Origin of the sequence: Noviherbaspirillum sp. (assembly GCF_036563305.1) — a bacterium.
Lineage (GTDB): Bacteria > Pseudomonadota > Gammaproteobacteria > Burkholderiales > Burkholderiaceae_D > Noviherbaspirillum.
On sequence record NZ_DATCMQ010000013.1, the window covers coordinates 428,668 to 447,309 of the forward strand.

25 protein-coding genes are annotated in these 18,642 nt (G+C 65.3%); 17 read left to right on the forward strand and 8 right to left on the reverse strand.

The features are described from left to right. Window positions 1–21 precede the first annotated feature (21 nt). The 7 genes from VIM12_RS12410 to VIM12_RS12440 all read left to right on the forward strand — a co-directional run bounded on the left by VIM12_RS12410 (window position 22) and on the right by VIM12_RS12440 (window position 4,064). A complete protein-coding gene (locus VIM12_RS12410) occupies window positions 22–348 on the forward strand; it encodes a nuclear transport factor 2 family protein (protein WP_331941944.1) in 327 nt (108 codons plus the stop codon). Next, window positions 345–1,124, forward strand: a complete 780-nt coding sequence (locus VIM12_RS12415; RefSeq protein WP_331941945.1) for an SDR family oxidoreductase — start codon at window positions 345–347, stop codon at window positions 1,122–1,124. Before VIM12_RS12410 ends, VIM12_RS12415 begins: the two co-directional genes overlap by 4 nt. Window positions 1,125–1,424: 300 nt before the next feature. Further along, on the forward strand, window positions 1,425–1,928 hold the full coding sequence (locus VIM12_RS12420) for a DUF523 domain-containing protein (protein ID WP_331941946.1): 504 nt from the start codon (window positions 1,425–1,427) through the stop codon (window positions 1,926–1,928). 123 nt (window positions 1,929–2,051) lie between these two features. Beyond that, the gene (locus tag VIM12_RS12425; protein WP_331941947.1) at window positions 2,052–2,609 is read left to right on the forward strand and encodes a helix-turn-helix transcriptional regulator; all 558 of its coding nucleotides are present in this window, start codon (window positions 2,052–2,054) and stop codon (window positions 2,607–2,609) included. Window positions 2,610–2,671: 62 nt separating this feature from the next. Continuing rightward, complete coding sequence (locus VIM12_RS12430; RefSeq protein WP_331941948.1) at window positions 2,672–3,352, forward strand: HD domain-containing protein; 681 nt, start codon at window positions 2,672–2,674, stop codon at window positions 3,350–3,352. Between the two features lie 107 nt (window positions 3,353–3,459). After that, window positions 3,460–3,789, forward strand: a complete 330-nt coding sequence (locus VIM12_RS12435) for a GNAT family N-acetyltransferase (protein WP_331942045.1) — start codon at window positions 3,460–3,462, stop codon at window positions 3,787–3,789. Window positions 3,790–3,797: 8 nt separating this feature from the next. After that, complete coding sequence (locus VIM12_RS12440) at window positions 3,798–4,064, forward strand: hypothetical protein (protein ID WP_331941949.1); 267 nt, start codon at window positions 3,798–3,800, stop codon at window positions 4,062–4,064. A gap of 63 nt (window positions 4,065–4,127) precedes the next feature. Here VIM12_RS12440 and VIM12_RS12445 read toward each other — a convergent pair whose 3' ends face one another. The 4 genes from VIM12_RS12445 to VIM12_RS12460 all read right to left on the reverse strand — a co-directional run bounded on the left by VIM12_RS12445 (window position 4,128) and on the right by VIM12_RS12460 (window position 6,868). Beyond that, entirely contained in the window at window positions 4,128–4,418 is a 291-nt protein-coding gene (locus tag VIM12_RS12445) for a hypothetical protein (protein ID WP_331941950.1), read from the reverse strand. Between the two features lie 22 nt (window positions 4,419–4,440). Then, complete coding sequence (locus tag VIM12_RS12450; protein ID WP_331941951.1) at window positions 4,441–5,361, reverse strand: DUF4394 domain-containing protein; 921 nt, start codon at window positions 5,359–5,361, stop codon at window positions 4,441–4,443. A gap of 248 nt (window positions 5,362–5,609) precedes the next feature. Then, entirely contained in the window at window positions 5,610–6,299 is a 690-nt protein-coding gene (locus VIM12_RS12455) for an anti-sigma factor (protein WP_331941952.1), read from the reverse strand. Beyond that, window positions 6,296–6,868, reverse strand: coding sequence for a sigma-70 family RNA polymerase sigma factor (locus VIM12_RS12460; RefSeq protein WP_331941953.1), 573 nt, complete (start codon window positions 6,866–6,868; stop codon window positions 6,296–6,298). The genes VIM12_RS12455 and VIM12_RS12460 overlap by 4 nt, the downstream gene beginning before the upstream one ends. 378 nt (window positions 6,869–7,246) lie before the next feature. Between VIM12_RS12460 and VIM12_RS12465 the strand changes: the two genes are divergently transcribed. From VIM12_RS12465 to VIM12_RS12480, 4 genes are all read left to right on the forward strand, one after another. Then, on the forward strand, window positions 7,247–7,711 hold the full coding sequence (locus tag VIM12_RS12465; RefSeq protein WP_331941954.1) for a YaiI/YqxD family protein: 465 nt from the start codon (window positions 7,247–7,249) through the stop codon (window positions 7,709–7,711). Window positions 7,712–8,006: 295 nt separating this feature from the next. Beyond that, window positions 8,007–8,777, forward strand: a complete 771-nt coding sequence (locus VIM12_RS12470) for a HipA family kinase (protein WP_331941955.1) — start codon at window positions 8,007–8,009, stop codon at window positions 8,775–8,777. Further along, window positions 8,761–9,165, forward strand: a complete 405-nt coding sequence (locus VIM12_RS12475) for a DUF3037 domain-containing protein (protein WP_331941956.1) — start codon at window positions 8,761–8,763, stop codon at window positions 9,163–9,165. The genes VIM12_RS12470 and VIM12_RS12475 overlap by 17 nt, the downstream gene beginning before the upstream one ends. A 248-nt stretch (window positions 9,166–9,413) precedes the next feature. After that, complete coding sequence (locus tag VIM12_RS12480; RefSeq protein WP_331941957.1) at window positions 9,414–9,806, forward strand: VOC family protein; 393 nt, start codon at window positions 9,414–9,416, stop codon at window positions 9,804–9,806. A 97-nt stretch (window positions 9,807–9,903) separates the two neighbouring features. Here the strand turns inward: VIM12_RS12480 and VIM12_RS12485 are convergent, their stop codons facing one another. Beyond that, complete coding sequence (locus VIM12_RS12485; protein ID WP_331941958.1) at window positions 9,904–10,323, reverse strand: hypothetical protein; 420 nt, start codon at window positions 10,321–10,323, stop codon at window positions 9,904–9,906. Window positions 10,324–10,702: 379 nt separating this feature from the next. Between VIM12_RS12485 and VIM12_RS12490 the strand changes: the two genes are divergently transcribed. Both VIM12_RS12490 and VIM12_RS12495 read left to right on the forward strand, forming a co-directional pair. Next, window positions 10,703–11,764, forward strand: coding sequence for a MerR family transcriptional regulator (locus VIM12_RS12490; RefSeq protein ID WP_331941959.1), 1,062 nt, complete (start codon window positions 10,703–10,705; stop codon window positions 11,762–11,764). Further along, entirely contained in the window at window positions 11,761–13,185 is a 1,425-nt protein-coding gene (locus VIM12_RS12495; protein ID WP_331941960.1) for a carotenoid oxygenase family protein, read from the forward strand. Before VIM12_RS12490 ends, VIM12_RS12495 begins: the two co-directional genes overlap by 4 nt. A gap of 184 nt (window positions 13,186–13,369) precedes the next feature. On the opposite strand, the gene VIM12_RS12500 is transcribed toward VIM12_RS12495, so the two are convergent. Next, window positions 13,370–14,311 (reverse strand): LysR family transcriptional regulator, encoded by a 942-nt coding sequence (locus tag VIM12_RS12500; RefSeq protein ID WP_331941961.1) that lies wholly within the window; start codon window positions 14,309–14,311, stop codon window positions 13,370–13,372. An 87-nt stretch (window positions 14,312–14,398) separates the two neighbouring features. On the opposite strand from VIM12_RS12500, the gene VIM12_RS12505 reads away from it, so the two are divergent. Next, window positions 14,399–15,271, forward strand: coding sequence for an NAD(P)H-binding protein (locus VIM12_RS12505; RefSeq protein ID WP_331941962.1), 873 nt, complete (start codon window positions 14,399–14,401; stop codon window positions 15,269–15,271). Between the two features lie 94 nt (window positions 15,272–15,365). Here VIM12_RS12505 and VIM12_RS12510 read toward each other — a convergent pair whose 3' ends face one another. Beyond that, entirely contained in the window at window positions 15,366–15,953 is a 588-nt protein-coding gene (locus VIM12_RS12510; protein WP_331941963.1) for a helix-turn-helix domain-containing protein, read from the reverse strand. A gap of 75 nt (window positions 15,954–16,028) precedes the next feature. Between VIM12_RS12510 and VIM12_RS12515 the strand changes: the two genes are divergently transcribed. Then, complete coding sequence (locus tag VIM12_RS12515; RefSeq protein ID WP_331941964.1) at window positions 16,029–16,562, forward strand: dihydrofolate reductase family protein; 534 nt, start codon at window positions 16,029–16,031, stop codon at window positions 16,560–16,562. 91 nt (window positions 16,563–16,653) lie between these two features. Here VIM12_RS12515 and VIM12_RS12520 read toward each other — a convergent pair whose 3' ends face one another. Further along, window positions 16,654–17,592 carry a GlxA family transcriptional regulator gene (locus VIM12_RS12520; protein ID WP_331941965.1) on the reverse strand — a complete coding sequence of 313 codons (939 nt, stop codon included), beginning with the start codon at window positions 17,590–17,592 and terminating at the stop codon, window positions 16,654–16,656. Between the two features lie 111 nt (window positions 17,593–17,703). Between VIM12_RS12520 and VIM12_RS12525 the strand changes: the two genes are divergently transcribed. Together VIM12_RS12525 and VIM12_RS12530 are read left to right on the forward strand one after the other, a co-directional pair. Beyond that, on the forward strand, window positions 17,704–18,009 hold the full coding sequence (locus VIM12_RS12525) for a DUF3817 domain-containing protein (RefSeq protein WP_331941966.1): 306 nt from the start codon (window positions 17,704–17,706) through the stop codon (window positions 18,007–18,009). After that, on the forward strand, window positions 18,006–18,407 hold the full coding sequence (locus VIM12_RS12530; RefSeq protein ID WP_331941967.1) for a hypothetical protein: 402 nt from the start codon (window positions 18,006–18,008) through the stop codon (window positions 18,405–18,407). The genes VIM12_RS12525 and VIM12_RS12530 overlap by 4 nt, the downstream gene beginning before the upstream one ends. Window positions 18,408–18,642: the final 235 nt, after the last annotated feature.

Below are 18,642 nucleotides of genomic sequence, written 5' to 3' on the forward strand. Positions count from 1 at the left end.
GCTCAACCCAAGGAGACCACCATGCGTCATCTTCCCGCACCGATCGCCGCCTACGTCAGGGCAGCGAACACCAACGATACGCTTGCCCTTGCCGCATGCTTCACCGCCGATGCCGTTGTTCGCGATGAAGCACAATCGCATTTCGGCATCGCCGCCATCGCGGCCTGGCAATCAGGAGCAAATCGCCGCTACCACCCCACAGTGGAAGCCAGCCGCATTGAAGGCGCCGACCAGAACTATCTGATGCACGCACGCGTGACCGGCGATTTTCCGGGCAGCCCTGTCATGCTTGCCTACCGCTTCGTTCTGCGCGGAGACCGGATCGCATCCATGGAGATAAGCGCATGAACAACCTGGAATTGCACGGGAAGCGAGCGCTCGTGACAGGTGGAACCAAGGGGATCGGCGAGGCGGTGGTGCGCTTGCTGGCAGACCGCGGTGCGAGCGTCGCAACGACCGCGCGCCGTGCGGCATCGGCGCCCGTGGCCGGCGTGCGCTACCTCGAGGCCGATATCACGGCTCCGGAAGGCACCGATGCGGTTGCCGAGGCAGTGCAACGTGAATTCGGCGGCCTCGATCTGCTCGTCAATAATGTAGGCGGTTCGTCTGCGCCGGGCGGCGGCGCGCTTTCGCTGACCGATGCCATCTGGGAAGCCACTTTCCAGAGCAACCTGATGGGCGCGGTACGCCTCGACCGTGCCTTCTTGCCGGGCATGCTTGGGCAAGGCGCGGGCGCCATCGTCCACATCACATCAATCCAGCGCCGCCTGCCCCTCCATGAATCCACGGTGGCCTACGCCGCCATGAAGGCCGCGCTTGCAAACTACAGCAAGTCCCTTGCCAATGAATTCGGTCCCCGTGGCGTTCGTGTGAATGCCGTGGCGCCCGGCTTTATCGAGACCACGGCAGCCAGTGCATTGATCGCTCGCATGGCCATCCACGGAGGCATCAGCCAGGCGCAGGCGCGCAACGCATTGATGGACTCGCTCGGCGGCATTCCACTCGGCCAGCCCGGCAGGCCCGAGGATGTCGCCGAGGTGGTGGCATTCTTGCTGTCGCCGCGCGCGGCATTCGTCCAGGGTGCGGAATATGTCGTCGACGGCGGTACGCTTCCGACCGTTTGAATCGGCGCAAGGTCCTGCTCCGGTTCGGGCAGCAACCGGGTTCCGTCACCGGCGCCCGGCTGCGCCGCGATGGTATGCAACGGCCGCTCGCTGCACGCCGGGAAGCACGCCGAGAGGCACGCGAAAGGGGACAGGGTTTTGCGCGAATGGCGCCCGGACGATACGGCCGGCCGGCGGCGTGCCGTGCGCTTGCCGAGGTGGTAGCATGCATCCCTTTTCAACGACCGATTGCCGAACGGGTTTGCCGCGCTTGCGCGGGACAATCCACAGTGGCCGGTTCTACTTCCCATTGGTACAAGGATGCAACGCGTTCTCATCAGTGCCTGCCTGCTCGGCAAACCCGTACGCTATGACGCCAGCGACAAACGTGTAGACAGCCTGCTCGTCGAGCGCTGGCGCGCAGAGGGACGCATTGTTGCCATATGCCCGGAGACGGCCGGCGGCCTGCCGACGCCGCGCCCGCCCGCCGAGATCGCGCGGGCGGCCGGCGGCGCGGCCGTCCTGAGGCGCATGTCCTCGGTGGTTGACGCGACCGGGGCCGACGTCACGGCGCCTTTCGTGGCCGGCGCGCAGCAGGCCTTGCTAGAAGCCCGCGCGAAAGGCATCCTGGTCGCCGTGCTCAAGGAGGGCAGCCCGTCGTGCGGCTCCGGCTTCACCTATGACGGAAGCTTCTCCGGCACACGCGTCGGCGAGCCCGGGGTGACCGCGTCCCTGCTGATGGCGAACGGCATTGCCGTCTTCAGCGAGCACGCCCTGGACCAGGCCGATGCCATGCTGCGCTCGCTTGACGCCGCAAGCGCCTGAGGCCCGGCACCGCAGCCGGCGACGTGCCCCGCAAACGTCCCGTCGTGCACGCGGACCGGTCACATGGGTACGCGTTTCGCAGGTTGGTAAACTAGCGATCATTTCATCGTCATGGAGGCCGTCATGTCGGAGCTGTTGCTGCGCAAACCGCCGCTCGGGATCGCCTTGCGCAAGTGGCGTACGCTGCACCGGATCAAGCAGGCGCACGCGGCCGAACTGTTTGGCGTCAACCAGTCGACGATCTCGCGGTGGGAGGCGGGGGCGCAGGAGATGAGCCCAAGGGAGCGCGCCCGCGTCGAGAAGTTGCTGCAGGCGCGCATCGCCTCGGCCGCTGACAGCGCACTGGCCCGACTGGTGCAGGAAAGCACCCGGCCGGTCCATCTCGTGTGCGACCTGTCGCACAGGCTGCTCGCCTGCTCCCGATCGCGCGAAGCGGAGTTTTCGCTGCCGATTGCCATGCTTCTCGGGAAATCCCTGTGGCCGTTTGCCACGGAGGAGATCGCCCTGAAGGAAGCCGTGCTCGACGATCTCGGATGGCGGGAGAACATGGCGCCGGCCTCGCTCGAGTTTGCCAGCGGCGCCAACGGCTCCGAAGTCGTCCCCATCGTGCCCGGCAGGTGCCGCTGGACCCGCCTGACGCTTTCCGACGGCACGGCCGCGCGCCTGGTCGAAACCCTGTAGCGAGGGTGCACGCATAATCGATGCGTGGACGTGCGAGTGCATGACGAAATACACTTGCCGGCATGGATGACAATGTAGACGCGACGGATAAGGGCGAGCTGACGATCGAATCGCGGCTCGCGTTCCTTCGGGCTGCGGAAGCGCTCAAGAATGTCCTCAGGAGCGGGCACACGTCGACCGGACGACCAGAGAGCACCGCGGAACACAGCTGGCGGCTTTGCCTGATGGCGCTTGTCCTCGAAGACCGCCTGGACGGCCTGGACATGCTGAAGGTGCTCAAGCTTTGCATCGTCCATGATCTGGCGGAGGCGATCAGCGGGGACATTCCGGCAGTCGCCCAGGTCTCCCCCGACAGGAAGCGCGCGCAGGAAGAGCAGGATCTGTTGCTGCTTACCGCGCCGCTCGACCCGCCGCTGAAGGCGGGCATCCTGTCGCTATGGGAAGAGTATGAGCAAGGCGCGACGCCCGAGGCAGGCGTGGTCAAGGCAATGGACAAGCTGGAAACCATCCTCCAGCACAATCAGGGAAAGAATCCGCCTGATTTCGATTATGCATTCAACCTCCGGTACGGGCAGCAGTACACCGCGTCGCATCCCTTGTTCGCCGACATCCGGAAGTTGCTCGATGCCGATACGCGGCGGCGGATGCACGATGCGCGGCACGCGGCAGAAGGCCGCGCAGGATGCGACGATGCCGACCTCCCCACCATGCAACAGAAGCCACAGCAAGCACCGCCACGGTAATACGACGAGCATCGCGGTCCGCACACGACGGCCTGGCCGCCGGGTGGGAGGTGTCGGTCAGGGCAACGCATCATCTCCCCGACAGCGAGGACATCGATGCGTTGCGTATGCTTGTACGCAACGAATACCTTGCGCTTCTAGACCTCCGGGTCAGCGTGGATGAAAGCGCCCGAATTCAAGGTTTCGTCGGCGTCGCCGGCGGTAAGGTTGAAATGCTGTTCATTGCACCCGACTGGCGCGGGAGAGGCGCAGGCAAGGCGCTTCTGCATCACGCGAGAGCGTGCATGGGCGCCGGGCTGGTCGACGTGAACGAGCAGAATCCGGATGCCGTGGGCTTCTACAGGCGGATGGGATTCGAGATTGTCGGCCGATTGCCGCTGGACGGCCAGGGCAGGCCTTTTCCTGTCCTGCACATGCGGCTGGGCGTATTCCCCTGACGCCTTGCATGCCGTTCCTGCTTCCGACGACCGTCGCTGCGCCGGCAGCCGGCCATCCTGCAAACGGGGTGAAGCCGAGCGTCGAAGCGCATTCCGACCTGGCGTCAGACGGGAACCAGGCTGAGCGCGAAGGCGAGTTCCACAGCCGTATGGCGGCATTCCCCGCATTGATGCTGGATCCCGCGGGGAAAACCGGCTTTCTGCACAGCCAGGCCTCGCGAAGAAGATGCGCGCTCGGCGGGAAGGTCAGCATGCCCGCAATCCGGCGGTGTTGAACGCCTATATCGGCTTCGAGCGGCGCGGTCGCGAGCGTCCCGCATCCTCCGGGGTCATGGCGGTCATGCCATCGCCATCCGGTGGTCCGGCTGCTTCGCGGCGTTCTGGATCGCCAGCAGGTCGGTGGTGAACGCTTCCGGCCGCAAGGCCTGCCGCGGCCCGCCGGCAGCGGCAGGTGCTGCGGTATCGTCATCTCCGCCGCCGCCACACGCGCCCAGCGCCAACATGATGCCGAGCGCCGAAGCCATCGTGAAAAATCGAAATTTACGAGACATCGCAGGGTCCTTGAAGATTGTCGTCTGTTGTTGTCCACAGATGCGGCGAGCACAGAGTGCTTCGACCTGGGCAGGCAATGCGCCGCTTTCCGAGCGATGCTCAGCGCTGTACCAAAGGAATGGCAATGCCGATCACCTTGTTCTGGTTCGCAAAATTGCCCACCGGTTGGAGCCTGCCATTTGCCAGGTTGACCCTGTACAGGGTAGACATTCCGGTATCGGATGCAATCGAGGCGAGTCCCTCGATACCGACTGCAGCCCCATCGCGTACCATGCTGTAAATATCAAAGCTGACTTCCGCTCCCGCGTCCGTACCCAGCTTGCCCACCGCTGCCAGCGTTCCGTCGTTGGGAGGAGACTGCAACGCGAGCTGGTCGAGATTGCCGTCAATGTTGTACAGGGTGGTGGCCGTCGTTGCTTCTAGGTCATTGTTCGTATACGCCGATGCACTCACGCCGGTCGCGGTCGGGCCGACATTGTTGAGCGCCGTTGCAGCAGGATAATCGAGCGAATCATCGACCAGGGTTGCACCGCCCGAATTCACGTTGTGACGCAGGTTCTGCCCGCTGTCGCTGACGATACGCAAGCGGTCGGCCGCAGGATTGAAGTCGACGCCAAAGCTGTTGCCTTCCAGCGCAACCGTCAGTTGACTGACCTTCTTGGCTTGCGCAGTGGTCTGGTCGATGACGTAGATGCCGCCGGTCCTTGTCACGCCGTAGAGCCCGCCATCCTGCACGCGGAAGTCGATCCCGACGAGGGAATCACCTGACATCAGCCCCTGCAACGATCCGATATCGCGGGCTGATTCAGGCTGGCTGTCGCGAAATTCAATGAGACGCTGGTCGCTGGTCAGTCCGATGACCTGCAAGGGACTGCTGCTGATACTTGCACCGGATGCGACGGCCTTGCTCCGGTCGTCTTTCCCGGCGCCCTTGTGCCCGCTGTCTTCCGTTGCGTGTGCAGCAAGCATGGTGGCAGCACTCGCCGCGACGATGAGAGTGGAAAGCAGATGTGTGTTCATGGTGTTGCTCCTGGTTTGCGCGCTCGCTGCCAAGCGACAGTCCGCGCGTACGTGGGGATTGAAGTCGGACGCACTTTCCCTTCCTGCCGTCGCATGACGTGCAGAAGACGGGTAGCGTTCACCAGTCGGAACGAATAACGAAGTGCTTTATGTTCCGGCCTGCCCTGTACTACGCAGGAGACCCGGAATCGGATGCAGCAGAACGCAAATAAAAGCGCTGCTGCCTGAGTGGAATCTTCAGTGGCAGGCTAAAGCCGTACCGCCTTGCCGACGGCAAGTATCTGCCCGGTCGGACGGCCTGTAGGCGAGCCGTACTGCGGTTCCAGCGTGACTTCGAACAACTGGTTGGGGCCCAGTCCGGGAAGCCTGTCAGTGGCAACGACGCTGGGCTTGTCGGGAGCGACCAGTCCAAGGGAAGTCGGGGCATCAGCGCCTTCCGGCTTGGTCCAGAATTGCACGGACCGCCCTGGCGGCAGTTCGACGGGCGCCAATGGACGAAGGCGTACGGCCTGGCCGTCGATTTCCACCAGCCAGGGCGTTCCTGACACCGGCGGCTGCAGCACGGCGAGATACGCTGCATGTTCCTGCTCCTGCATCGTGAAGACCAGGTAGACGGATAACAGTACCGTGGCAAGCAGGCCGGCAATGCCGCCGAATCGCCAGAAATGCAGGCTGTTCCACCAGCGGGAAACGGCGGTTGGGTGAGATGTGCCTCGAAGCTGGCGGTGAATACCTTGCCATAGCTGGGCCGGTGGCGTGACAGCCGGTGGCGGCGGTGCGATCTCCAGCAACTTGTCGCGCCAGAACCCGACTGCGGCAGCGAGTTCCCGATTGCGTAGCATCTCCCGCTCGACCGCATCCATCTCCGCCTGCGGCAGAACGCCGAGTACATATTCCCCGGCAACCTCCACGATCTCATCCGCGTTTCGGAAATTCATGAAAGGCATTCTCGTAGAAGCAGCAGGCCGCGGCGCATCCATGCCTTGACGGTGCCGAGCGGGTGGCCAAGTCGGCTTGCGATCTCGGCGTGGGTGTATCCATCGACGTAGGCCAGCAGTATGCAGTGCCGCTTCTGCTCGTCCAGCACATCCAGGCAGCGATGGAGGGCCTGGGCGTTGCGCTTTTCAGCGAACACGTCCGCAGGTCCCGGATCCTCCGACGCGCGGGCGTCCACCTGCGAATCCGGTTCCCGGATCTCATGCGCACCCGCCCGAAGGATATGAATCGCACGGTGGCGGACCACGCTGTAGATCCATCCGCGTGCGGATCCGAGTGTCGGCTGATAGCCGGATGACTTCAGCCAGATCTGTATGAATGCGTCATGCAGTACTTCATGTGCCAGCTCTTTCCGCCTCACGATGCGAAGCGCCACGCCCAGGAGCCATGACGCCTCCTGTTCGTAGATCTTGGCGAGTGCGGCGTAATCGCCGCGTGCACAGGCCAGCAGATTCTCCTCGTAATCGAAGTTCTTGTCGGCCATGTGCTTCAACAGATTAGCCTTCCACATTCTTGCCGGAAGCCTTTCGGGTTCGGCTCCATGCTGAGCCAGCGACCTGTCGTTCTCGGCGCATTCGTTCGCCGTGGAAGGGGAATGGGCGAACGCAGGGAGATTATGTTGCCGGCGCGCTCCTGTTCATTTATGACACCTCAACACCGGGAGCGACGGCTCCGTGATCGCGCGGCGGAAATGCACATGCTTGTACCCGCCAGAAACACGACATACGCAACACCTGCAGTATGACCGGCCCCATGCCGGGAGGCACCGATCTCGAGAGGAATGTTGGTTCGCCCGGTGCCGCATCAGGCAGGAAGCGGCGGAGGCATGCGCACCCGCTGAGCAGCCTGCCGTTACAATGCGTTCTCCTGCCGCCTCATCTGGTCTGTCATGCATATTTGGGTCGACGCCGACGCCTGTCCCGCAGTCATCAAGGAGATCCTGTTTCGGGTGGCCGATCGCCTGCAGCTTAACGTCACCCTTGTTGCCAACCAGTTGATGCGCGTGCCGGGCTCGCGCTTCATCCGTGCGCTGCAGGTGCCTGCCGGCGCGGATGCGGCCGATGCGGAGATTGTCAGTCGCGTCAGCCCGGGCGATATCGTCGTGACCGGCGACATTCCCCTGGCCGCCCTGGTGCTCGACAAGGGCGGGTTGCCGCTCAACCCGCGCGGTGACTGGTACACCAGGGATACGATTGCACAGCAACTGACGATGCGGGCATTCATGGAAGAACTGCGCGGCAGCGGGGTCGATACCGGCGGCCCGGCCGCCTTCAGCCATGCGGACCGCCAGAACTTTGCCAACGCCCTCGACCGCGAGCTTGCGCGGAGCAGGAACCGCGCCGGCCCTCGCTGAGGTGCCGTTTCAACATGTCCTCCCCACGCCCGCGAATCCGGCGGCAATGCCTGCGCCTGATGCCTGGCGGCGGCAGTTCCTCAACCGGCCGGAACTGCTGAAGGTTCTCGTGCCGGCCCGCGGGTGAAGGGGCGGGATCATCCCGTGCGTCGCCGGTGGTAGGATGGGGCCCGCAACCGGTGCGTCGCAGTCTTTTCTGTCGTCGCCCTGGTCCGGACGCCGGGCGCGGCTTGACGCTGACGCAAGGGAATGGTCCAGACTGGCATGCCACGCCTATTTCACTGAGAACCAGCTCATGAGGACAATCCAGGTAACCCGGTACATCACGCCGCTGCGGGAGGGAGGCTCGATGCCTGCCATCGTGGAAGGCAGTGACGACGGCATGTACGTCCTGAAGTTCCACGGCTCCGGGCAAGGCAGCAAGGCGCTCGTTGCCGAGCTCATTGCGGGAGAAATCGCGCGCAGGCTGGGCTTGCCGATTCCCGAGATCGTGCTCATGGACCTCGATCCTTCGCTGGCGGATACGGAGCCGGATCCCGAGATTCAGGACCTGATCCGCGCCAGCGGCGGCACCAATCTCGCGCTCGATTACCTGCCCGGTGCTTTCGCATTCGACCCCGCGGCGTTCCCGGTGGACGCCGGGCTCGCCACGGCAATACTCTGGTTTGACGCGCTGGTGTGCAACATGGACCGGACGCGGCGCAATACCAACCTGCTGGTCTGGCACCGCAAGCTCTACCTGATCGACCACGGCGCCGCCCTCTATTTCCATCACGCGCCGTCGCCGCTGCCTTCGCGGGCGAAGGACCGTTTTGCGCAGGTCAAGGATCACGTCCTTCTTCGCGATGCCAGCCTTCTGGCCGAGCTGGACGGCGATCTGAGCGCACGGCTTGATGTGCCGTTTATCGAAGCGACCGTGGCTGCGGTCCCGGAGCGCTGGCTGGGCGATACCCCCGAAGAAGCCGGGCGCATGCGCAAGGAGTACATCCGCTTCTTCTGCGATCGCCTGGAAGCCCCTCGCCCGTTCGTTGTGGAAGCATTGGAAGCCTATGACCGTCTCCGCTAGCTCCCTGCATCGTTACGACTATGCGGTCGTGCGCGTGGTGCCGCGCGTCGAGCGCGGTGAGTTCATGAACGTCGGCGTGATCGTGCTGTGCCCATCCGCCAGCCTCCTGGCCTGCGGGTTCGCGTGCGACAACGCACGGCTGCTGGCGCTCGACCCGCACCTGGACCTCGCCTCGCTGGCGGCATCGCTGGATGCGTTCCGGGCGGCGTGCTCAGGCAGCGATCCCGGCCCGGCCCGCACGCTGCGCCAGGTATTCGACTTTCTGGTTGCAACGCGGAGCGCGGTTCTCCAGGTCTCTCCTGCGCATTCCGGTCTGTGCGGCCATGTCGACGGCATACTCGACGATCTCATGGAGAAGTTCGTGCACTTGCCCAAGCCGCGGTCCTAGGTGTTGCCGGCATCGACACCCCTCCCCGGCCAACCGTCCTGTTGCTCCCTCGATACCACGTCCTTCCGCAAGGGCATAAGTGCCCGGGCCCGACGCACGCGGCAAGCTTGCGCTGTTGCCGTACAGGAAATAAATCTTTACACTCGGCCGGATGCCCGGGGGTGCCAGGCGGCATTGCGCCTGCAAGCCATCGGCCTCCCGATTCGACAATCAACACTTCCAATGCAATCTGGGACAGAGGAGAAACCATGTTCAGTCACGTCATGATCGGCACGAACGATATCGAACGTTCTAAGCGTTTTTACGACGCCGTGCTCGGGGTGCTCGGGGCCGGCGAACCATTCCGCCACAGGGCGAATTCCGGCCATACCCGGCTCTTCTACCGGCATGACGGCAGTTCGTTCTGCATCACCGAGCCGATCAACGGGGAAGAAGCGACCTTTGCGAACGGCGGCACCATCGGCTTCAAGTGCAGCTCGGCAGAGCAGGTCCGCGAATTTCATGATGTCGCAGTGGCGCATGGCGGCAAATCGATCGAGGACCCGCCCGGTCCCCGGGACAGCAACATGGGCGCGATGTACCTCGCGTATGTGCGGGATCCCGACGGCCACAAGCTCTGCGCGATCTACCGGGACAAATAAAAACCTTCCCTGCTGCCCGCTGACGCGGCCGGGGTCCGAACCCCGGGGCCACGGGCTGTCGAAGCGATGCCCGGGACCGGAAGGCGGGCTCCGTTGGCTAGGGCAGCTTCGCCCCCGCTGGTGGCAGGGAAATCGTGCATTGCCCCTTCTCCAGGCGGACGCCCGGCGGCATCAGGTAGCTGCATGTGCTCATCGCCCCGGTAACGCGGTTGTACTTCTGTTCGGCTTCCGCATACTGCCGCGCCAACTCGAGCAGCTTCCGCTCGTCCGACGCCCCGGTCGAATAGGCCAGGAAGGCCTGCGGACCCCCGCATGCCTTCTCGCCCAGTGCGAGGACCCGGCACTGCTGTTCCCGCTGCGCGGTTGCATCGCGGATTTCCTGCGCGATCCGGTGACGGATCTCCGCCATCTCCGACTGCAGATCGCCGGCGATTGTCCGGCGTCCGTCCATCCCCGGATACCCGCAACCCTGCAGGGCCGCCGACACAAGCAACATGGCGAATGCGGTGTTTCTCATCCTGCTTCGACCTCCAGAAATGTGCGCGCTTGCCCCGAACGATGCACAGGGCGTTTCAAACAGGCTGTCGACAGCGACCGGATGCACGGAGCCTGGACCCTCGACCTTCGCCACCCCGGCGCCAGGACACAGCCCAGCCTTGCCTCGGTCCCGTACGGCCACAGCCAGCCTGGACGGCGGCGGTCGTTGCAGCCATTATCCGCCACGCCCGGGTAGCCGGAGATGCGTTCGCGCAGCGAGCTCCAGCGGCAATGACCGGTGCTTACCGTAGTCCGCTCCCGCACGGCCTGTACGATCCGGACGGCGTCAAGGCCGCCCGGGTCCCCTTGACTCTCTCGTAACGGGAGGGTTTAGCATGATGGAAACTTCAGGGGCAATCATGCTATTAAAAATCGGCGAACTGGCAAAGCGCACCGGTGTGACGATACGCGCGCTGCGGCACTACGATGAGATCGGCCTGCTTTCGCCTTCGCGGCGGTCGGAGGGCGGGTTCCGGCTCTACGATCCGGACGATGTCGCGCGGCTCTATCGCATACAGGCGCTTTGCCGTCTCAATCTTTCGCTTGCCGAGATCCGGCGGGTCCTGGACGCCGGCGGCGCCACTTTCCCGGACATCGTGGGAAAGCAGATCGCCTTCCTCAGCCATCAGATCCGCCATGCGGTCGTCTTGCGCGATCATCTCGCGGAACTGCAAGCGCGGCTGAAGCAATCCGATGCCCTCCCGATGGACGACTGGCTGGCTGCATTGCAGCAGATGTCGGCTGTCTTCAAGTACTTCAGCGACGAGGAGCGAGACGTGCTGGCGTTGCAGCGCGCGTCGGTCCAGGACGCGCCTGACGAAGAGAAGGCGGCCCTCACCGGCGAGCTGCGGCAGCTGATCGCGCGCGGCGTCCCGCCGGACAGCGACGAGGCACAGGACCTCGGCTATCGCTGGCTGCAGCTTCTCATGCGCGAAGTCGGCGGCGATGAAGGGTTGCTGATGAAGTACTACGCGATGCAATGGAACGAGGGCGCCCTGCAATGGATTTCCGGCGTGGACCAGGCCGGCATGACCTACATCTCGCGCGCCATGGCGCATCGTCGCATCGGCATCTACGCCAGGTACTGCAACGAGGAAGAGATCCGGCGACTGCGCCGACACTATGTCCGGCACACCACCTCGTGGCCGCCGCTCATTGCCGCCATCCGCGCGCACATGGCGAACGGCACCGCGGCGGACGATCCGGGACTGCTGCGCCTTGCGGGCGAATGGGCCGTGTTGTCGAAGAAGAAGGTGGGCGGGGACGAGCGGCTGGCGGCAAAGCTGCAGCAGGCATTCGCCGCAGAGCCGGCATTGCGGTTCGGCTCGGGCATCGACGGGCGCTTCCTCGATTACCTCGACAAGGCATTGCTGGCGCTGCAGACACATTCCATCGACAACAAGACCAAGGCCTCGTCATGACACTCGAACACCATCATCTGAGCGGGAACTTCGCGCCGGTCCGCAGCGAGCTCGACGCCGTCGCGCTGCCCGTCGCGGGCACCTTGCCCGAAGGGCTGGCCGGCGTGCTCTACCGCGTCGGACCGAATCCGCAGTTCGACCCGCGGGACAGGTTCTACCATTGGTTCGCCGGCGACGGCATGGTGCACGCGTTCTACCTGGAAAACGGGAAGGCCGCGTACAGGAACCGCTGGATGCGCACACCAAAGTGGGAACTGGAAAACCGGGCGGGGAAGGCGCTCTTCGGTACGTTCGGCAATCCGGCGACCAGCGATCCGGCCGTGCTTGGCCGGAGCACCGGGACGGCCAACACGAATATCGTTTCGCACGGCGGGAGGCTGTTCGCGCTGGAAGAGTCGCACCTGCCGTTCGAGTTCGATCCGCTGACGCTGGCGTCGCGGGGATACCAGGATTTCGGCGGAGCGATCTCCACGCGCTTCACCGCGCATCCCAAACCGGACCCCGATACCGGCGAGCTGCACTTCTTCGCCTATTCGGCCGGCGGACCGGGATCGACCGAAATGCACTATGGCAGGCTGGACGAGGCGTGCCGGGTGGCCTCGCTGGCCGTCTTCCACGCGCCCTACGCCAGCATGGTGCACGACTTCGCGGTGACCACCGGACACGTGCTGTTTCCCATCACCCCGCTCACCTCCAGCATGGACCGGGTCAGGCAAGGAAAACCCTTGTTTGCATGGGAAACCGAACGTGCCGTCCACATCGGCGTGCTGCCGAAGGGGGCCGACATCGCAGCCATGCGATGGATCGAAACCGACGCCTGTCATGTATTCCATTTCATGAATGCATGGGAGGCCGATGGCAGGATCACGGCCTACGCGATGACGTCGGCGACGGCGCCGGGAATGCCCGATGCCGACGGGCGGCCGGCCGATCCCGCACAGGCGGCGGCCCGGTTGACCCGATGGACGATCGACCTCGCCAGCCCGGCCGGCGAAATCCGGCGCACCGTCATCGATGACGTGCCAGCGGAGTTCCCCAGGATCGACGAGCGATACGCGGGGCGCTACAACCGCTACGGCTGGTACGTCTGCCATGCCGATCGACAGGTCAGGAACGCGGCGGAGGAAACCCTGTATGGCACGTTGACCTGCCATGACTTCACCAGCGGGTCTACGCAGCGTTTCAGCCTGCCGCATGGCGATGTCCTGTCCGAGCCGGTGTTTGCGCCGCGGCATGCAGCCGCCGGCGAGGGAGACGGCTGGCTGTTGACGATCGCATGGCGCGCGGCGGAGCAGCGCAGCGACCTGCTGGTATTCAACGCGACCGCCATCACGGGCGGCCCCGTTGCAGTGGTGCAGCTTCCCTGCCGGATTCCATTCGGCTTTCATGGGGCGTGGGTGCCGGCTGCCGCATCGCCTTGAGCCCCGCAGCAGTTTGTGCAGGGCGGATGGTCGTCCGCTTCACATGAAAGGAATTGCCAGCCAGTAGCGCGGACCTGCGCCGGAAAACACGCGACCGCGGCGCTGACTGTCTGTCCCTTGCCGTGCTTTCGGCCAGCCGTGCGTCGATGCGGGCGACGTGCGCCGCAAGCCGCGGCAGGTCCGCTCACGCGGTCGTGCCCGTATCCGGCGGCCGGGCGGCATTCCGGATCGCCGTGGCCGCGCGTTCGCGCATCCACCCGTGGGCCGGGTCATCGTGGCAGCGATGGTGCCAGAGCAGCCGCAGCGTGAAGCCCTCCAGCTCCATGGGCGGCTCCCGCACTTCGAGGTCCTCGTGGCGTGCCATGTACGCGGCGATCCGCTGCGGCAGGGTCATGACGAGGTCGGTGGCGGCCACGACGGCGGTCGACGCCATGAAGTGCGGCAGGCGAAGCGCAATGTTGCGCGGCGGCTGGCCGAGCCGTTCCAGCGCCAGGTCCACGGCGCTGCGATCATGTCCCGGCGAACTGATCAGCACATGGCGCTGGGCAAGAAAGGCAGCGAGATCCAGCGGGCGTCCCGCCAGTGGATGGCCGCGGCGCATGATGCAGGCGAACCGGTCATCGAAAACCGCCCGCTGGTAAATGCCGGCCGGCGTGTGGTGGACGACGCCAAGGACCAGGTCGGCCTCGCCCGCCTGGAGACATTTCGGCCAGTCGTCGCCGGCATCCGCCACGTCCATCCGCATGTCCGGCGCCTCGGCCAGCAGCGCTTCCAGCATCGGGGGCAGCGCCGTCAGGCTGGCATAGTCGACGGTCAGCAGCCTGAAGCGCCCACGGAAGACCGCCGGCACAAAGGGCTCCGACGCCAGCATGTTGCGCACTTCATTGAGCACGCGGCCGACTTGCTGCGCCAGCGCCTGCCCCCTGGCGGTAGCGACCATTTCGGCGCCGGCCTGCACCAGCAGGGGGTCGCGGAATGTCATGCGCAGCCGGGCCAGTGCGCGGCTCATTGCCGGCTGGCTCATGGCCACCCGTTGCGCGGCGCGGGTCACGTGTCGTTCGGCCATCAGCGCGTCCAGCGCCACGAGCAGGTTCAGGTCCAGGGAGCGGAGATTCGTTTCGTGCATGACCGGTATCTCAACGATGCATTGGAAGCATCATAACGCCACGCCTAAGATGCCATCACTTTCATCGTTCCTGACTGGAGAAATGTCATGTTTGCAGTCCTTGGAGTTTCCGGCAACACCGGGTCGGCCGTCGCACACACCTTGCTGCGCCGCGGCGAACGCATCCGGGCGGTTGTCCGTCGGGCAGACGCCGGCGCCGCATTCCGCGACCAGGGCGCCGAACTGGCGGTCGCCGACCTGGCGGACCCGCAGGCCCTTGCAGCAGCCTTGCGCGGCGTCGACGGGGCATACCTCATGACGCCGCCTCTCCTGGAAGCCGGGGATCCGGACGGTGCCAAGCGCGCATACATCCGCGCCATCCGCCGCGCCGCAGAACAGGCCGGCGCGCCGCCGCTGGTCGTACTTTCGTCCCTGGGCGCCCATCTCCCGACCGGAACAGGCCCGGTAGTGCTCCTGCATGAACTCGAGCAGGCATTGCACGATTATCCGGGCAGCGTGCGCTTCCTGCGCGCACCCTACTTCCTGGACAACTGGGCGGAGGCAATCGCTCCGGCGACGGCGTTCGGCATCTTCCCGTCGCTTATCGCGCCGGGCATCGAGATCGACATGGCGTCCACCGCGGACATCGGCAGGACAGCCGCGGAACTGCTGCTGGAAACGCCGGGCGGTCACCGGGTAGTGGAGCTGCAAGGTGCCCGCCGGTACGCCGCCCGGGACGTGGCATCCGCCCTGGCGGACGTGCTGGGCAAGCCGCTCGATGTGGTCTACCCGCCCCGGACCGAATGGAACGGCATCCTCGCCGGCGCCGGACTCTCCGACGCGGGCGCCGCGCAGATGGCCGAGCTTGTCGACGGCATCAACGCGGGCCGCATCGGCCTGTCCGGCGAGGGCGAGTGCCGTACGGTCCGCGAGGGGCCGGCCGACCTGTTCCCGCGACTGCTCGACGCGCAGGCCGCGTGAGGCAAGCTGCGACCAGTGGATGGCGGACTGCCGGCCGGGGCCGACCTTGCCGCGACGCGCTTGTGGATGGCGCAGCACGGCGTGCCGGCATCCTTCAACGCGCAGGCCGGCTCGTCCTTGCGGCGGCCGCGAGCGAGGCAATGCCATGCTCGATCACGGCCAGCTCCTCCTGCCACCGGGCGCCGGCCCGCGTATTCGCCATTGCATACCCATGAATGAAATCCACAAGCAGATTCATCGATGCACGCCGGTGTTTCGCGTCAAGCTCGAGGTCTCCCAACGCGACGTCGAACAGGTGCTGGAAACATGCACTGACCTCCGCACTGAGGCGCGCATCACCTGCAAGCACGCGTGTCAGGTACGGTGCCCCGCGAACCAGTGCCATGTAGCCGCGCGCGAGCGTCTTCAGCCGGTCCGTCCACGAAGCTTGCCGCTCCATCTGCGGCCGGAGCGAGTCGATCTTCCCGAAGACATGGATTGCGACGGCGGCGAACAGGGCATCCTTATTCGGGAAGTAGTGATAGACCGCCATCGGATCCACCCCAAGCAGCTGTGCCAGCCGCCGCATGGTCAGTCGCCCTTCGCCCTCCAGCACCGCGACGGCGGCGCGCAGGATCTTGTCGTGCGAAAGCCGCCCCTCGCTCGGCATTGCGCCGTCTGAATCGGCACGCTTCTTTTTCATCGCAGCCTCTCATCTTTACCGCCCACTATTCTACAGTGTAGAATTATTTCTACATTGTAGAACAGGGAGGCCGACGTGTTGGATGCCCCACGTGTATCGGTGTTCATTGCGACCAGCATGGATGGCTATATCGCCCGCAGGGACGGCTCGCTTGACTGGCTGACGGGGCCGGCGGGAACGGAGGACTACGGGTACGGGCGTTTCATGGAGACCGTGGATGCGGTAATCCTTGGCAGGAATACGTATGATGCCGTCCTTGGCTTCGGCGCCTGGCCGTTTGCAGACAAGGATGTGCACGTGCTCACGCATCGGCCGATGCCGGGTGAACGGCGTGCGCACACCCATTGCGGTCCGTTGGCGCCGCTGCTGGAAAAGCTGCGGGAAGCGAGCGTCCGGCGCGTGTATCTCGACGGCGGGAAGGCCGTCCAGCAGGGCTTGAAGGAGGGCCTGGTCCACGACTTGACGGTGACGGTGGCACCCGTGCTGCTTGGCGACGGCATTCGTCTGTTCGACAGCGGGATGCCGACGAGCGATTGGCGGACCGTCGGCGTCGAAGCGTTTTCATCCGGGTTCATGCAATTGCGATGGGAGTCCCGGCGCGCTCCATGAACGACCTGCCGCAGCAACCCGAAGCGGATGCGCGGGGACCCCTGCCGCCCATCCGGCGCGCCGGCCGTCTCAAGTGAATCAAAGGCTTCGCTCAAGGCATGCGAAACGCTTTGCGGTACTGCCGCGGCGACGTTCCCACCATCTTTGCAAACTGCTCCCGGAACGTGGTAAGCGAAGCGAAGCCGGCTTCGGCCGCGATCCGCTCCACCGATAACGCCGTCGTCTCCAGCAGCTGCTGGGCCCGTCTTACACGGGCCGTCTGCAGCCACTGCACGGGCGATGTCCCGGTCTGCTCCTGGAAACGGCGGGTGAGCGTGCGCGTGCTCATCATGCCCTTTCTGGCGATCTTCTCCAGCGTCAGCGGCGCCTGCAGGTTCTGCTGCAGCCAGAGCATGAGCGTCTGCAGCGACGCGGTCGCCGCCGGGGCAGGTTGATTGATGAACTGGGCTTGCCCGCCATCGCGCACGAGGGGTATCACCGCCAGCCTCGCAGCGTCCGCGGCGACCGCGGCGCCGTAGTCCTTTCCGATGAGGTGCAGGCACAGGTCCAGCCCGGCCGATGCTCCCGCGGAGGTCAGGATCTGGCCATTGTCGACGAACAGGACGTTTGGATCGACGATCACCTCCGGGTAGCGCCGCGCGAGTTCGGCCGCGCCTGCCCAGTGCGTCGTCGCCCGGCGACCGTCCAGCAAGCCCGCTGCAGCCAGCACGAACGCACCGCTGCAGATCGAAGCGATACGGGCACCTCTCGCGGCAGCACGCCGCAGAGCGGCAACGACCCGGGCCGATACCGGACCCGCGGGATCGCCCGTCCCGGGAACAAGGATGGTATCGGCCTCACAAAGCGCTTCGAGCCCGCATTGCGCGCGGATCTCGAAAAACCCCGTCCTGATGCGCCTGCGCTCGCCGCAGACGTTCACCTTGTAGGGCACGTCGACGCCAGGCACGCGCACCCTTGAAAAGGTATCGCAGCACGCGCCCAGGTCAAAGGGGATGACATCGTCAAGTGCGAGGACGGCAACGACATGCATGGCGGGGGAGCGTTTCATTGGCCGGATTCCGTTGAAAGCTGGCATTCTAGCCAGTGGCGTATCGATTGGCCAGCAGCGACAATGCAGGCATGCCAATTCGAGTCCGGTCCAATGATCAAGAACCTGTCGTCCGTGCGCGGACTGCGCCTTCTCGCGGCCCTGGAGGCCACCACGCTCGTCGTCCTCGTCTTCATCGCCGTACCGCTCAAGTACCTGTCGCACGATGACGCGCTCGTGTCGGTGATGGGGCCGGTCCACGGCATGACGTTCCTGCTCTACGCCTGGCTGGTCATCAGCAGCGCCGCCGCCGGCGCCCTGCGCACGTCCGAAGCCTGGACGCTGATGGCCGCGGCGCTCGTGCCCTTCGGGGGCTTCCTGACCCTGCGACGGCTCGGGCGGCGCGGCGCACCGTCATGATCTACCTGCTTCTCAAGGCCGTCCATGTCGCGGCCATGACAACCTTCGTCGGCGGGTTGACGATGCTGGCGATCTCGGTCCGGACGTCCAACCTCGTGCTGCAGCGGCACGTCGGGAGATGGAATCGCCGCGTCACCGCGCCTGCGCTGCTGTTTGCCTGGATGTCGGGAATCGTCATCGCGACACAAGGCAGGTGGTTCGGCGACGCGTGGCTGACCGGCAAGCTTGTCCTTGTCGCCGGCCTCACGCTTTCGCACGCCGTGCTGTCGGGGATCATGAAGCACAGGGAACGCGGGGCCGGCGACGCCCCGCCGGCCGTTAGCTGGGCCATGTCCGGATCCGCAACCATTGCTGCAACCGGCTTGATCGCGCTGCTCGCCGTGATCAAGCCGCACTAGGCAGACGACCGGGCGCGCGCGGATGTTCAACCGCGAATACGGCCCGTGGCGGACACCGGCGGCGCGCCCGCCTTGCAAACGCAGCAGTGCCGGCGTTGTCAGGCAGGTCCGGCCGCCGCGCCGCGCGCCGCCCATGCGCGGCGGAACGTCCTTCGGGCAGGCGCATGAAGGCCGCGACGTTCGCCGGTATACTCGTTGCGGAAAAGCCGGCAGCGCTGCCCCTGCCCAGGGACGC

What these genes read in the sequence shown, in the direction of transcription:
- VIM12_RS12410 (WP_331941944.1), top strand. Translation starts at nt 22, where the DNA reads ATGCGTCATCTTCCCGCACCGATCGCCGCCTACGTCAGGGCAGCGAAC.
- VIM12_RS12415 (WP_331941945.1), top strand. Translation starts at nt 345, where the DNA reads ATGAACAACCTGGAATTGCACGGGAAGCGAGCGCTCGTGACAGGTGGA.
- VIM12_RS12420 (WP_331941946.1), top strand. Translation starts at nt 1,425, where the DNA reads ATGCAACGCGTTCTCATCAGTGCCTGCCTGCTCGGCAAACCCGTACGC.
- VIM12_RS12425 (WP_331941947.1), top strand. Translation starts at nt 2,052, where the DNA reads ATGTCGGAGCTGTTGCTGCGCAAACCGCCGCTCGGGATCGCCTTGCGC.
- VIM12_RS12430 (WP_331941948.1), top strand. Translation starts at nt 2,672, where the DNA reads ATGGATGACAATGTAGACGCGACGGATAAGGGCGAGCTGACGATCGAA.
- VIM12_RS12435 (WP_331942045.1), top strand. Translation starts at nt 3,460, where the DNA reads ATGCTTGTACGCAACGAATACCTTGCGCTTCTAGACCTCCGGGTCAGC.
- VIM12_RS12440 (WP_331941949.1), top strand. Translation starts at nt 3,798, where the DNA reads ATGCCGTTCCTGCTTCCGACGACCGTCGCTGCGCCGGCAGCCGGCCAT.
- VIM12_RS12450 (WP_331941951.1), bottom strand. Translation starts at nt 5,361, where the DNA reads ATGAACACACATCTGCTTTCCACTCTCATCGTCGCGGCGAGTGCTGCC.
- VIM12_RS12455 (WP_331941952.1), bottom strand. Translation starts at nt 6,299, where the DNA reads ATGAATTTCCGAAACGCGGATGAGATCGTGGAGGTTGCCGGGGAATAT.
- VIM12_RS12460 (WP_331941953.1), bottom strand. Translation starts at nt 6,868, where the DNA reads ATGTGGAAGGCTAATCTGTTGAAGCACATGGCCGACAAGAACTTCGAT.
- VIM12_RS12465 (WP_331941954.1), top strand. Translation starts at nt 7,247, where the DNA reads ATGCATATTTGGGTCGACGCCGACGCCTGTCCCGCAGTCATCAAGGAG.
- VIM12_RS12470 (WP_331941955.1), top strand. Translation starts at nt 8,007, where the DNA reads ATGAGGACAATCCAGGTAACCCGGTACATCACGCCGCTGCGGGAGGGA.
- VIM12_RS12475 (WP_331941956.1), top strand. Translation starts at nt 8,761, where the DNA reads ATGACCGTCTCCGCTAGCTCCCTGCATCGTTACGACTATGCGGTCGTG.
- VIM12_RS12480 (WP_331941957.1), top strand. Translation starts at nt 9,414, where the DNA reads ATGTTCAGTCACGTCATGATCGGCACGAACGATATCGAACGTTCTAAG.
- VIM12_RS12485 (WP_331941958.1), bottom strand. Translation starts at nt 10,323, where the DNA reads ATGAGAAACACCGCATTCGCCATGTTGCTTGTGTCGGCGGCCCTGCAG.
- VIM12_RS12490 (WP_331941959.1), top strand. Translation starts at nt 10,703, where the DNA reads ATGCTATTAAAAATCGGCGAACTGGCAAAGCGCACCGGTGTGACGATA.
- VIM12_RS12495 (WP_331941960.1), top strand. Translation starts at nt 11,761, where the DNA reads ATGACACTCGAACACCATCATCTGAGCGGGAACTTCGCGCCGGTCCGC.
- VIM12_RS12500 (WP_331941961.1), bottom strand. Translation starts at nt 14,311, where the DNA reads ATGCACGAAACGAATCTCCGCTCCCTGGACCTGAACCTGCTCGTGGCG.
- VIM12_RS12505 (WP_331941962.1), top strand. Translation starts at nt 14,399, where the DNA reads ATGTTTGCAGTCCTTGGAGTTTCCGGCAACACCGGGTCGGCCGTCGCA.
- VIM12_RS12510 (WP_331941963.1), bottom strand. Translation starts at nt 15,953, where the DNA reads ATGAAAAAGAAGCGTGCCGATTCAGACGGCGCAATGCCGAGCGAGGGG.
- VIM12_RS12520 (WP_331941965.1), bottom strand. Translation starts at nt 17,592, where the DNA reads ATGCATGTCGTTGCCGTCCTCGCACTTGACGATGTCATCCCCTTTGAC.
- VIM12_RS12525 (WP_331941966.1), top strand. Translation starts at nt 17,704, where the DNA reads ATGATCAAGAACCTGTCGTCCGTGCGCGGACTGCGCCTTCTCGCGGCC.
- VIM12_RS12530 (WP_331941967.1), top strand. Translation starts at nt 18,006, where the DNA reads ATGATCTACCTGCTTCTCAAGGCCGTCCATGTCGCGGCCATGACAACC.